Source organism: Agrobacterium sp. CFBP2214 (assembly GCF_030209895.1).
Classification (GTDB): Bacteria; Pseudomonadota; Alphaproteobacteria; order Rhizobiales; family Rhizobiaceae; genus Agrobacterium; species Agrobacterium radiobacter.
Window position 1 is genome coordinate 516,488 of record NZ_JARVRC010000006.1, and the last position, 12,734, is coordinate 529,221.

At 59.4% G+C, this 12,734-nt stretch carries 11 protein-coding genes; 5 read left to right on the plus strand and 6 right to left on the minus strand.

The features are described from left to right. Positions 1 to 3: 3 nt before the first annotated feature. The 3 genes from QRN60_RS18090 to QRN60_RS18100 all read right to left on the minus strand — a co-directional run bounded on the left by QRN60_RS18090 (position 4) and on the right by QRN60_RS18100 (position 1,518). Positions 4 to 261 carry a DUF2312 domain-containing protein gene (locus QRN60_RS18090; protein ID WP_020812069.1) on the minus strand — a complete coding sequence of 86 codons (258 nt, stop codon included), beginning with the start codon at positions 259 to 261 and terminating at the stop codon, positions 4 to 6. Positions 262 to 408: 147 nt separating this feature from the next. Then, positions 409 to 714, minus strand: coding sequence for a DUF1244 domain-containing protein (locus QRN60_RS18095; RefSeq protein ID WP_003506151.1), 306 nt, complete (start codon positions 712 to 714; stop codon positions 409 to 411). A 15-nt stretch (positions 715 to 729) separates the two neighbouring features. Next, a complete protein-coding gene (locus QRN60_RS18100; protein ID WP_003506149.1) occupies positions 730 to 1,518 on the minus strand; it encodes an N-formylglutamate amidohydrolase in 789 nt (262 codons plus the stop codon). Positions 1,519 to 1,809: 291 nt separating this feature from the next. Between QRN60_RS18100 and QRN60_RS18105 the strand changes: the two genes are divergently transcribed. After that, positions 1,810 to 2,196, plus strand: a complete 387-nt coding sequence (locus tag QRN60_RS18105; protein WP_020012242.1) for a DUF1036 domain-containing protein — start codon at positions 1,810 to 1,812, stop codon at positions 2,194 to 2,196. After that, positions 2,196 to 3,635 (plus strand): pyruvate kinase, encoded by a 1,440-nt coding sequence (pyk, locus tag QRN60_RS18110; protein ID WP_003506145.1) that lies wholly within the window; start codon positions 2,196 to 2,198, stop codon positions 3,633 to 3,635. The genes QRN60_RS18105 and pyk overlap by 1 nt, the downstream gene beginning before the upstream one ends. Positions 3,636 to 3,709: 74 nt before the next feature. Here the strand turns inward: pyk and QRN60_RS18115 are convergent, their stop codons facing one another. Both QRN60_RS18115 and QRN60_RS18120 read right to left on the minus strand, forming a co-directional pair. Then, a complete protein-coding gene (locus tag QRN60_RS18115) occupies positions 3,710 to 5,614 on the minus strand; it encodes a peptidoglycan L,D-endopeptidase MepK (RefSeq protein WP_035212958.1) in 1,905 nt (634 codons plus the stop codon). Between the two features lie 175 nt (positions 5,615 to 5,789). Then, positions 5,790 to 7,337, minus strand: coding sequence for a sigma-54-dependent transcriptional regulator (locus tag QRN60_RS18120; protein WP_099087334.1), 1,548 nt, complete (start codon positions 7,335 to 7,337; stop codon positions 5,790 to 5,792). Between the two features lie 169 nt (positions 7,338 to 7,506). Here QRN60_RS18120 and QRN60_RS18125 point away from each other — a divergent pair, with 169 nt between their 5' ends. Continuing rightward, a complete protein-coding gene (locus tag QRN60_RS18125) occupies positions 7,507 to 9,357 on the plus strand; it encodes a M3 family oligoendopeptidase (protein ID WP_129564710.1) in 1,851 nt (616 codons plus the stop codon). Positions 9,358 to 9,457: 100 nt separating this feature from the next. After that, on the plus strand, positions 9,458 to 10,093 hold the full coding sequence (locus QRN60_RS18130) for an aminotransferase class IV family protein (RefSeq protein ID WP_020809348.1): 636 nt from the start codon (positions 9,458 to 9,460) through the stop codon (positions 10,091 to 10,093). Here QRN60_RS18130 and QRN60_RS18135 read toward each other — a convergent pair. Further along, entirely contained in the window at positions 10,090 to 10,998 is a 909-nt protein-coding gene (locus tag QRN60_RS18135; protein WP_129564709.1) for a sensor domain-containing diguanylate cyclase, read from the minus strand. The genes QRN60_RS18130 and QRN60_RS18135 overlap by 4 nt on opposite strands. A gap of 258 nt (positions 10,999 to 11,256) precedes the next feature. Between QRN60_RS18135 and QRN60_RS18140 the strand changes: the two genes are divergently transcribed. After that, positions 11,257 to 12,702, plus strand: coding sequence for a homospermidine synthase (locus QRN60_RS18140; RefSeq protein WP_129564708.1), 1,446 nt, complete (start codon positions 11,257 to 11,259; stop codon positions 12,700 to 12,702). The last annotated feature ends 32 nt before the right edge of the window (positions 12,703 to 12,734 follow it).

The following is a 12,734-nucleotide window of genomic DNA, read 5'->3' on the forward strand; positions in this document are numbered from 1 at the left end:
CGATCATTCCATACCGAGCGCGGCCATATAGGTCTGGAGAATCGTTTCTTCTTCGATGCGCTCATTGGCATCCTTCTTGCGCAGACGGATGATGGTGCGGATCGCCTTGGTGTCGTAACCACGACCCTTGGCCTCGCCCATGACATCCTTGATATCGCCCTGAATGGCGGCCTTTTCCTCTTCAAGGCGCTCAACGCGCTCGATGAACTGACGCAGTTCTGCGGCGGCGACGGTTTCGGTGGTGCTGGTATCGTCCATCATATCATCCTTTATTGGCGGCCCGCATGGGAGCCTTGTTCATCATTCCGGACGAAGCCTTCGCCGGCCGCTGCCAGCGGGCAGCAAAATTCAGGCCTGTGAACTGCCCACTGAAAGGCGTCCCGTCAAGTCGTTTCCGTCGATCAGAGGTTATTCCCTCGGCCGGTTCTGTTCAAAGGCGGCTTTCTGGGTATCACTCGCCTCCGCCTGATATTTCTCTTTCCAATCCTCATATGGCATGCCGTAGACGATTTCGCGGGATTCATCCTTGCTGAGCGGAACGCCAGCCTCTTCGGCCGCTTCCCGATACCAGTTGGAAAGGCAGTTGCGGCAAAAGCCCGCGAGATTCATCAGGTCGATATTCTGCACGTCGTGACGTTCACGAAGGTGCCTGACGAGGCGGCGGAAGGCGGCCGCTTCAAACTCGATCTGCCTGTTGTCGTTCTCTTTCGTCATGGCAAAACTCCAGGCTCAATAGGGACCGGTGCGGGAGGAGAACATCTGATATTCATGCAAAACGGGATCGTCATTCATTGCGGCGAAAATGGGAGCGAGCCGATCCGACCATTCGGCGATCCCCTTCTCATCCGCGATCAGGTCCTGCCGAACCTCGAGAAGCGCATGCGGCAGGCCCTTCATCATGCAATGACGATACATGGTGTCGCCCTTCAGCGCCCCGTCATAGGGTTCGTTGTCACCCACAAGGATATCGCCGGTGGCACGCAGATGCGCCAGAAGCGGATCGACCGCACGATGATCCGTGTCCCACAGAACCGCCGCATGCCATGGCCGCGGCGTTTCCTTCCAGAACGGCGTGTAGGAATGCAGCGACAGGACGAGCGGCGCTTCTTCCGAGGCCTCGGCCACGCCGGTCAGCACACGGTCCACGGCATTGTGATAGGGCCGGTGAAAAATCTCGATTCGCCTTTGCCATTCCTCGTCCGAAATCGGATGGTTACCGGGGATGATCGCCCCGTCCGAGATCTTCATGATGAGAGTGGGATCATCCTCGCCGCGATTCGGATCGATCAGGAGCCGCGAAAACCGCCCGAGCACCGCCGGTACGCCCAGGCGCACGGCAAGCGAGCGCGTCAACCCCTCTATACCGATATCAAATGCGATATGGCGATGAAAAGCGGTTTGCGGAAGGCCAAGTTTGCCGTAGTGTGCCGGCAGGAGGTTCATGGCATGGTCCGCCAGAAGAACCATGCCTTTGTCATATTCGCCTTCTATGATTTCATAGGGTATGAAGTCGTTCATCGATGATTTTCTGGGGCAGGATTGAGGAGAGAAGCTTGATGGCATGGCTTGAGGCCGGGCGCAAGTTACGGCGAAAGAACAGCCATCTACCTTATCGCACTCATGATCCCACGAACAATATAATCGATTAAACTCGCGTTGACTTTCTTGGGCGGCCACGCCAAGAAGTGTGTTCATTATAACCATGGAATCCGGATGGAAGCCGTGACTCAGTCATCTCTCGCTCTTCCTCGCCACTTCAGGCATATCGCCCGTCTTTTTTCCGCAGCGGCATTGTTTTTGACCCCGTTCATGATCGCGGCACCCGCGCATGCGGATTTTCGCGTGTGCAACAGCACGCAGAACCTCGTGGGGGTCGCAATCGGCTACCGGGCACAGGAGGGCTGGGTCAGCGAAGGCTGGTGGCAGGTCCCCTCTTCGACCTGCGCGACGCTGATCGAGGGCGAGCTGCAGTCACGTTATTATTATCTCTATGCCGAAGATGCCGCTCATGGCGGCCGCTGGACCGGTGACGTCAACATGTGCGTGGCGGAGAACGAGTTCAAGATCAACGGCGTGGACGATTGTTTTGCCCGCAGCTTCCAGAGAATGGGTTTCAAGGAATATGACACGGGCAGACAGGGCAGCTGGATGGTCCAGCTTTCCGATACGCCAGGCACACAGGGAAATCAAAACTGATGAAGCGTAACCGCAAAGTCAAAATTCTTGCAACTCTCGGCCCGGCCTCTTCCGAAGAGGCCATGATCGAGAAGCTGCATCTTGCTGGCGCTGATCTTTTCCGGATCAACATGAGCCATGCGAGCCACGACGTGATGCGGACGCTCATTCAGCGCATCCGCTCCGTCGAGAGCCGTACCGGTCGTCCCATCGGCATTCTGGCCGACCTGCAGGGTCCCAAGCTGCGCGTCGGAAAATTCGCCGAGACGAAGGTCGATCTGGTTCCGGGCCAGACCTTCACGCTTGATAACAACGACACCCCCGGCGACAACACCCGTGTTTTCCTGCCGCACCCTGAAATTCTTGAAGCGGTCAAGCCCGGCCACCGCCTGCTGATCGATGACGGCAAGCTGCATCTGCGCGCTGAAAAGAGCGACGGCAAGAGCATCGTCACGACAGTCATTTCCGGCACCCGCATTTCCGACCGCAAGGGCATCAGCCTGCCGGATACGCTGCTCGGCGTCGGCGTTCTGACCGACAAGGACCGCGTCGACCTCGATGCAGTCCTCGAAACCGGTGAAGTCGACTGGGTGGCGCTTTCCTTCGTCCAGCGTCCGGAAGACCTGGCGGAAGTGCGCAAGATCGCACGCGGCCGCGTCGGCCTGATGTCCAAGATCGAAAAGCCGCAGGCTGTCGAGCGCATCGAGGAAATCATCGAGCTTTCCGACGCGCTGATGGTTGCCCGCGGCGACCTGGGTGTCGAAATGCCGCTGGAAGCCGTTCCCGGCATCCAGAAGCAGTTGACCCGCGCCTGCCGCCGCGCCGGCAAGCCGGTCGTGGTCGCCACGCAGATGCTGGAATCGATGATCACTGCACCTGTACCGACACGCGCCGAAGTCTCCGACGTCGCGACCGCCGTCTTCGAAGGCGCAGACGCCATCATGCTGTCGGCTGAATCCGCCTCCGGCGACTACCCGGTCGAAGCGGTTTCCACCATGGCCTCCATCGCCAGCACGGTGGAGCAAGACCCCTATTATTCCAATATCATCTATGCGCAGCGCGCCCAGCCGGAACCGACTGGCGCCGACGCCATTTCGCTTGCCGCCCGCCAGATCGCCGAAACGCTGAAGCTTGCGGCGATCGTCACCTATACGTCCTCGGGCACGACCGGCCTGCGCGCCGCGCGCGAACGGCCGCAGGTGCCGATCATTGCGCTGTCGCCGATTATCCAGACTGCACGCCGCCTGTCGGTCGTCTGGGGCCTGCACTGCGTCGTCACCGGCGATGCCAGCGACCTCGACGACATGGTGAACCGCGCTTGTCGCATCGTGGTTTCCGAAGGCTTCGGCAAGCCGGGCGATCGCATCATCATCTCCGCAGGTGTGCCGCTCGGCACCCCCGGCGCGACCAATATGGTGCGCATTGCCTATATCGGCTCGGACGGCCAGAGCGGCGTCTGACGCCGCGCAATATACAGCATGAAAAAACCCGCCGTCGCCGGCGGGTTTTTTATTGGTCATCTGATAGAACTGGCTCAGTGCATCTTCACCGGCGTGCTGAAGCGGCTGGATTCGATGGCCACGGCACCCGGCTTGAAGCTCGCCGAAGTGGCGGAAGCCGACATGTCGTTGCTGAGCATGCGGTTGGCGACAACACGCGGTGCCTTTACCGAGCGTCCGGTCGTGCCCTTGTTCTGGTTGAGCGCCCAGTCCGAAATAAGGTCCTGCGTGAGGCGTCCACCACCCACCATGGCCTGCTGGGAAACGGCGGCATCCTGCCTGCTTGGACGCGAACCCTTGGTCGGCATGCCGGCGCTGAGGCCGCCATTGATGGCGGGCTTCAGGTCAAAAGCATCACCGAAGCCAGCCTGCGGTTCGGCCTTGGCCGTTTCGGCGGGTGCGACGGTAACCTTGTGGTTGACGGCAGCCGGGAATGGCGCGGCTGTCGGCATGGCAGCCGACTGGACCTGCGACCGGGCAGCCTGACCGCTCTGTTCAAGAGCGGCAACCACCGTCGGCGAAAGCGTATCCTGCTGCGCCTCGGCGAGATCGTCTTCACCTTCCGGATCGGCATTTGCAGCCGCGAGCAGGGCTTCTGCCACGGCCGGACGGTTGGCGGGAACCGGAACGGAAGCAAGCTCGCCGGTCGCAGCCGGTGTCGCACCGTCGGCGGAAGCCGTCAGGATAGACCCTTCCGCATCACCCTTCATGCCACGCGGGCCGAGAAGTGTGGGCACGGGCACGGAAACCTCAGCGAGATCGGCAAATTGCTGGCGCTCGGTCGGAGCTGACGTCGGCGTCGGCGTGGTCGCTGCCTGCAGAGCATCCTGCGCAGCATTGCGGGCCGGAGAATAAAGGGCCGTCGCAAGGCCGGTATTGGCAGGCGGCTGGTTGCCGAATGCGGGACGAGCCGTCGGCAGCGGCGCATCATTCACGCCGGGAAGTGCCTGTGCCGAAGCAACTGCAATGGTGGGTTCAGGCTCGGGAGCTGCCTGCTGCGGAGCCGCCGGGCGAGCGACAGCCGGGCGTTCTGCGGGCTCCGGCGCTGCGATGCTATCGGGATCTTCATCCTCGTCGCCACCGCCAAAGAGGGCCTGCAACAGGGTCTTGCGCTTGCCGCCGCCGGAAGAGGCAGGGCCGGCACCGGCGCTGGAAGCAACCTGAACGGAGGAGGAGTTGACGCGCTTCTTGTAATCGGCGAGCGCCTGCTCATAACCGGGAAGCGGCTTGCCGTCGGACGGAAGGTGCAGCGTATTGCCGTTCGGGAAGATGCGGACGAGTTCCTGGCGGCTCATGCGCGGCCAGGCGCGAACGCCACCGACATCCATGTGCACGAAGGGAGACCCCGAGGTCGGATAGAAGCCGACGCCGCCGATCTGCATCTGCATGCCGATTTCACGAAGGCGGGAAAGCTTCACGCCGGGGATATAAAAGTCCATGGCCTTGCCGAGCATATGCTGGCTTTTTTCGGCGACGCCTTTGGTGCGCGTCCGCAAGAGACCGTTGGTCTCCGGCGAGCGGAAGGCCGAAACGACGTTGATGTAATCGGTCGCGCCACTGCGGCGATAAACTTCCCAGACGAGATCGAAAAGGCGCGGGTCCATGCGTGTCGGCTGGTTGCGACGCCAGTCGCGCAGGAATCGATTCAGCTCCTGCAGGCCCTTCTGGTCATATTTTCCATTGCGCTTGAAGGTGATGACCGCCTTCTCGCGTGTATGGATATAATACAGTTTGAGGCTGCGCGTCTCGGCGGCGGCTTCCGTCGCCGAAACACCTACGAAGGGCATTGCGGCGAGCATCAGGCAGGCAAAGGTGACAGCGCGCGCCGACAGCTTCGTGCATATATCCTTGATCAAGCCGCGCGCGATCCTGGTCGAAAGCGCGTTATTCCGATGCAGATATGGCAATTCGATCCCCGCCTGGAAGACAATTTCTGTCACATTGCCTCAAATGAACGTCAAATACGGTGACACGATGGCAAAATTGCCACACACATACAACCTTCCTCTACATAGTGAATCAGCCACTAACAAGAGGTTTATAGACGGTAAGCGGATATCCTTGCTCAGAAGTTAACGAATTTGCGATCTGCCTTCGAATACGCGGTCTCTGCCTTCAGGCTGCATCTCGAAGGGGATCGTCGGGATCAATGCCATAATCCTTCAGCTTGCGATAAAGCGTCGAGCGGCCGATGCCGAGCTTTCTGGCGACCTGGCTCATCTGCCCGCGATAGAAGCGCAAAGCGAAACGGATGAGTTCTTCCTCGATTTCTGCCAGTTTGCGGATATTGCCCGACTCATCCATGCTGGAGATCAGGTTTCCGCCCCGATAGATGGTGGTGGAAATATCCGACGGCTCCTCGATGACGGCATGGCTTTCGGCAGCCGCCGGCGGGGGCGGTGAATAGGCCGCTAGCTTCAGCGACGCCCCTGAAGGCGCACGGATGAGATCATCCGCATCATCGCCGGTCGAAAATTCCGGCAGCTGCAGCGCGATCTGCGGAAAATCGGAATCTGACAGTTCCTCGCCCTGCGACAACACCACGGCGCGGAAAACGGCATTTTCAAGCTGGCGGATATTGCCCGGCCAGTCATAGGCCGTCAGCAGTGCCAGCGCGCTGGCATTGAGGCCGACGGGATTGGGCAATTTCTGCTCCGCCGAAAAGCGCTCGGCGAAAACCCGTGCCAGATGGGGAATGTCTTCCTTGCGGCGGCGCAGCGCCGGAATGGTGATCGGAAAGACGTTGAGGCGATAATAAAGGTCTTCGCGGAAGCGGCCTTCCTTCACCTCCTCGATGAGGTTCTTGTTGGTGGCGGAGATCAGCCGGACATTCACCTTCTGCACCCGTGCGGAGCCGACGGTTTCGATTTCGCCCTGCTGGACCGCGCGGAGCAGCTTTACCTGCACGTCGAGCGGCAGATCGCCGATTTCATCGAGGAACAGCGTGCCGCCATCCGCCTCCATGAACTTGCCTACATGTTTTTCCGTAGCACCCGTGAAGGCTCCCTTCTCATGGCCGAAGAGAATGCTTTCCACCAGATTATGGGGAATGGCGCCGCAATTGACTGTTATGAAGGGCTTGTTCGCCCTGTCGCCGGCAGACTGGATGGCCCGGGCGACCATTTCCTTGCCCACGCCGGATTCACCTTCCAGCACCACGGGGATGCTGGACTGGGCGGCACGCTGCGCGAGCTCAATGACCCTCAGCATTGCGGGGCTTGCGGAAACGATATCGGTAAAATTCACTGCATTGCTCCGTCCGCGCCTTCCCGTGCGGGCTTTTGCCTCTCTCCTGTCAAGCTTGAGCGCATTGGAGATGGCGGCGCCGATCCTTTCCGGCGAGACCGGCTTCACAACGAAATCGAAGGCGCCGGCGCGCATGGCCTGCACGACGGTATCGATGCCGCCCTGCCCCGTCTGTACAATGACGGGAACGTCTGTGCCGAGTTCGCCGACGGCTTTGAGAAAGGTAAGCCCGTCCATTTCCGGCATCATCAGATCAAGGACGACGACATTGATCTCGCCACTATATTGCTTGAGCAGTTCCAGCCCCGCCTTGCCGTTTTCGGCAAGCAAGGCGAGATGCCCATAACGTTCCACCGCATTTTTGAGCAGGCGGCGCTGGACGGGATCATCGTCTATCACGAGAACATGCGCGGTCATTTTTAGCTCCGGTTTCCGGTTTATGGACCTGCTTCATGCGGTCCGTTATTCCGCACTCTGGCATGGGAGACTTGAACATCCAGTTTTGAGAATTGCTTGCATTTTATCCATTGCCGCGGGAAACAAGGTCCCCATATGCTTCGCACGCATAATCAGAAGGACACGTTGGATGACCCTCAACCGCGCTACCCCGCAACCCGTATTCTCCCTTGCCGAAACCTCCGGCCCGGCGCTTGGCGATCTGCCCGGCTGGAAGCTCTCGGATCTCTATCCGTCGGGGGATTCACCGGAATATAAGGGTGATCTCGAGAAGGCGGCATCGATGGCGGCGGCTTTCGAGGAGAAGTGGAAGGGAAAGCTCGAAGCCGCCGCGAAGGCCACGGGCGAAAAGGGCATCGGGGCCGCGCTGAAGGAATATGAAGCGCTGGACGATCTGATCGGCCGCATCGGCTCCTTTGCCGGGCTCACATATTTTTCCGATACGTCGAACCCGGCAAACGGCAAGCTTTATGGTGACGCCCAGGCAAAGCTGACGGATATTTCGGCGCATCTCCTGTTTTTCACGCTTGAACTCAATCGCATCGACGACGCCACAATGGACGCCTGCATGGTCAATGATGCCGCGGCAGGCCATTACCGTCCCTGGCTGGTGGATTTGCGCAAGGACAAACCGCACCAGCTCGATGACCAGCTGGAGCAGCTGTTCCTCGAAAAATCCATGACCAGCGCGGCGGCCTTCAACCGCCTGTTCGATGAGACGATGGCCGACCTGCGTTTCGATATAGACGGTGCGAGCCTTCCGCTGGAAGTGACGCTAAACATGCTGCAGGAGCCGGAGCCGGAAACCCGAAAGAAAGCGGCGGAAGCGCTGAGCACCACTTTCAAGGACAATCTGCGGGTCTTCACCCTCATCACCAACACGCTTGCCAAAGACAAGGATATTTCCGACCGCTGGCGCAAGTTCGAGGATATTGCCGATAGCCGCCATCTGGCGAACCGCGTCGAGCGCGACGTAGTCGATGCCTTGGCGGCAGCGGTCAAAAAGGCCTATCCGCGCCTTTCGCACCGATATTACGCCATGAAGGCGAAATGGCTCGGCATGGAGCAGATGAATTATTGGGACCGCAATGCGCCGCTTCCCGATACGTCGAACACGATCATCCCCTGGGATGAGGCCAAGGATACCGTGCTTTCCGCGTATGGCAATTTTGCCCCCGAGATGGCCGATATTGCCCGCCGTTTCTTCGATGAAGAGTGGATCGACGCGCCGGCCCGTCCCGGCAAGGCGCCGGGCGCATTCGCGCATCCAACCGTACCCTCGGCTCATCCTTATGTGCTCGTCAACTATCTCGGCAAACCGCGCGACGTGATGACACTTGCTCATGAGCTTGGTCATGGCGTTCATCAGGTTCTGGCTGGCGAACAGGGCGCCCTGATGTGCGCCACGCCGCTGACGCTGGCCGAGACAGCCTCCGTTTTCGGGGAAATGTTGACCTTCCGCAAGCTGCTTGATGACACCAAGGATATCAGGGAACGCAAGGCCATGCTCGCCCGCAAGGTCGAGGATATGATCAATACGGTCGTGCGCCAGATCGCTTTCTACGAATTCGAGCGAAAGCTGCACACCGCCCGCAAACAGGGAGAACTGACCTCCGAACAGATCGGCGAATTGTGGCTTTCCGTTCAGGCCGAGAGCCTGGGTCCGGCGATCCGGATTTCCGAGGGCTATGAGACCTGGTGGACCTATATCCCCCATTTCATCCATTCGCCCTTCTACGTATATGCCTATGCCTTCGGCGATTGCCTGGTGAACTCGCTTTATGCGGTCTACCAGAAGGCCGAGACCGGCTTTCAGGAAAAATATTTCGAGCTTCTGAAGGCGGGCGGCACCAAGCACCATTCGGAGCTTCTCAAACCCTTCGGCCTCGATGCGACCGATCCCTCCTTCTGGGACAAGGGACTTTCGATGATCGAAGGACTGATCGACGAGTTGGAAGCGCTGGATAACAAACAGGCTTAATCTCTTCCGCCGGCAGGGCTATCCTATTTCGGACAAGCTTTGCCGGTTGATATTGCCGGCAGAAGACACCGGTTGACAATTCAGGCGACGAGCAAAGGCAATGAAACGCAAACCCGCCGATCTGACCTTGAGGGAAACCCTGCGCTGGGAGCCGCAGACCGGCTTTCAGCGCATCGACCAGCATATGCGCCGATTGTTGCGCTCCGCCGACGCGCTCGGTTTTCGCGCGCCGGTCAACGCAGTGCAGGTGCTGGAAAAGAAGGTGGGCGGCGAAAATCCGCTCTGCGTCAGGCTGGTGATGAACTACAAGGGCGAACTCGATATCGAAACGGCCGATTTCCAGCCCTTGCAGCAGGATGCGGTCTGGCGGGTTCGCATCGCCCGGCAGACCAAGCTCGATTCCTCCGACACCTTCTATCGCCACAAGTCCTCCCGCCGGGAGCCCTATGATGCCGCCCGAGCCGAATTTTCAGCCGGGGAGGCAGACGAGGTGCTGCTGCTCAACGAGCGTGGCGAATTGTGCGAAGGCTCATCGACCAGCATTTTCGTCGAAATGCCGGATGGGCAATTGCTGACGCCGCCGCTCGACAGCGGCATCCTGCCGGGTGTGCTGCGCGCCGATCTGATCCGCGAACGCAGGGCGCGCGGACAGGCGCTGAAACCGGAAGACATCGCCGGCCGGAAGCTGTTCGTCGGTAATTCGCTGCATGGGCTGATTGCGGCAGAGCTTGTTTAAACCGTCACCGCCAGAAGCCGGTCCCGTCCTCTCTCCTTGGCCGCATAAAGGGCCTGATCGGCACGCAGGAAAACATCGTCGGCGCTTTCCGCCACCTGATAGGCGGTCATGCCCGCCGAGCAGCTATAGGAAAAATCCGGGAATTCGGAAAGAGGTCTGGAAAGGCGTACTTTCTGCAGCAGCCGCTCAACAATCTCCTGGCCTTCGGCAACCGAACTGCGCGGCAAAATCAGCATGAATTCCTCACCGCCGATCCTGCCGAAACAATCCACCCGCCGGATGACGGAGTGGGCGATGGTGACAAAATCGCGCAATACCGCATCACCACATTTGTTACCGAAACGATCGTTGATCTGCTTGAAAAAATCAATGTCGAGCGTGCAGAGGCAAAAGGGCGCCTCAAGCCCCTTGGTGACCTGCTCCACCTGCAGAGCGAGCTTGGCGAAGACGAAACGGCGGTTTGCTGTTCCCGTCAATTCATCCGTCTGCGAGGCGCATACCGCCAGATCCCTGTCCTGCCGCAGGGTTCTATAACCCTGGCGCAGTTCAGTGACGTCGCTTGCGACGCACAGCATCCAGCCATCTTGCTGCACCGTCTCGGTCATCCAGAACCAGCGGCCGTCATACAGGTCCATCTCAAAGGCGCGATAGGGCAGCTTGCCGCGCCGGGACTGCGCCGAGAGCAGCCATCCCTCGAAATCATTGTTGCGGATGACGACACCGGTGCGCAGCCGATGGTTCAGCCGCATGATATCCGCCCAGGTTGGCAAATCACCGGCGGCAAGCTGAAAGCTTTCCCGAAACGACGGATTGGCATGGCGCAACCGGTCCTCGGAATCGTAAAGGGCAATAAGGACGGGGGTGGCACTCTGAAGAGCTGCGACACGCTCTAAAAGATCATTCAACAGGCAACTCCCCTGAGATGGCGACCCCCCCCCTGTCGTCATCCGGCCAAAGTCCCCACGCCTCTGGACGCACAAAACGAAAAGAAGAATTTAATTATAAACGCACTCTCTAAAATGCGAAGAGGCAGAAATGGTGGAAACAATGCGTTCGCCCGTCTCGCCGTCATTATCGTCATATGTCCGTCATCCACCTGCCCTTTATTGTGGCACGCTTTTATGATCTAGCTTACTTATTGGCTGAAAAAGGAAAATTGACGAATGACGGACGCAAACCACCCGATTTACGGCGATATTGACGGCCCCATCATCATGATCGGCTTCGGCTCCATCGGGCGCGGCACTCTTCCGTTGATCAAACGTCATTTCAATTTCGACAGGACCCGGCTCGTCGTCATCGACCCGCGCGAGGATATCGCCGCCTTTCTGGCCGAGAGAAACATCCGCCACGTCCAGAAACATCTGACCAAGGAGAACTATAAGGAAGTTCTCAAGCCGCTTCTCAAAGGCGTGCAGGGCCAGGGCTTCTGCGTCAATCTTTCGGTTGATGCCGCCTCCGTCGACCTGATGCGGATCTGTCGCAAGCACGGCATGCTTTACATCGACACCGTGGTGGAACCGTGGCCCGGTTTTTATTTCGATGCCGATGCCGACAATGCGGCCAGAACCAATTATTCGCTGCGCGAAACCATGCTGAAGGAAAGAGCGCGCAGGCCCGGCGGCACGACCGCGGTTTCCACCTGCGGCGCCAATCCCGGCATGGTGTCCTGGTTCGTGAAGCAGGCGCTCGTCAATCTCGCCAAGGATACCGGTCTCGACATCGAGGAGCCGCAATCACATGACCGGGAAGGCTGGGCAAAGCTGATGAAGCAGCTTGGCGTCAAGGGCGTGCATGTGGCCGAGCGCGATACCCAGCGGGCGAAAGAGCCGAAGCCCTTCGGGGCTTTCTGGAACACATGGTCCGTGGAAGGTTTTATCGCCGAAGGTTTCCAACCCGCCGAACTCGGCTGGGGAACGCATGAAAACTGGATGCCGAAAAACGCGAAAAAGCAGAAAAAGGGGAGCAAGTCGGCGATCTATCTCGATCAGCCCGGTGCCAATACGCGGGTGCGCACCTGGTGCCCGGGGCTCGGACCGCAATATGGATTTCTCGTCACCCACAATGAGGCGATTTCGATTTCGGACTATTTCACCGTCCGCAACGATGATGGCGATGTGACCTACCGGCCCACCTGCCATTATGCCTACCACCCCTGCAACGACGCCATTTTGTCCCTGCATGAGCTGTTCGGCAATGGCGGCAACCCCCAGCCGATCCAGCATGTGCTCGGTGAAGACGAGCTTGTCGACGGCGCCGACGAGCTTGGTGTCCTGCTTTATGGTCATGACAAGAACGCCTATTGGTATGGTTCGCGTCTCACCCTGCAGGAGGCGCGTTCGCTTGCCCCCAGCCAGAATGCCACCGGATTGCAGGTCAGTTCCGCAGTATTGGCCGGTATGGTCTGGGCGATTGAAAATCCGCAGGCCGGCATCGTCGAAGCGGACGAGGTGGATTACCGCCGCTGCCTCGAGGTGCAACGCCCCTATCTCGGTCCCGTCGAGGGACATTATACCGACTGGACGCCGCTCGACGGCCGCCCGGGACTGTTCCCCGACAATATCGACACGTCCGATCCCTGGCAGTTCCGCAACATCCTTGTGCGCTGACGCGGCAGAGTCTCATATTTGCCACGCCGGGG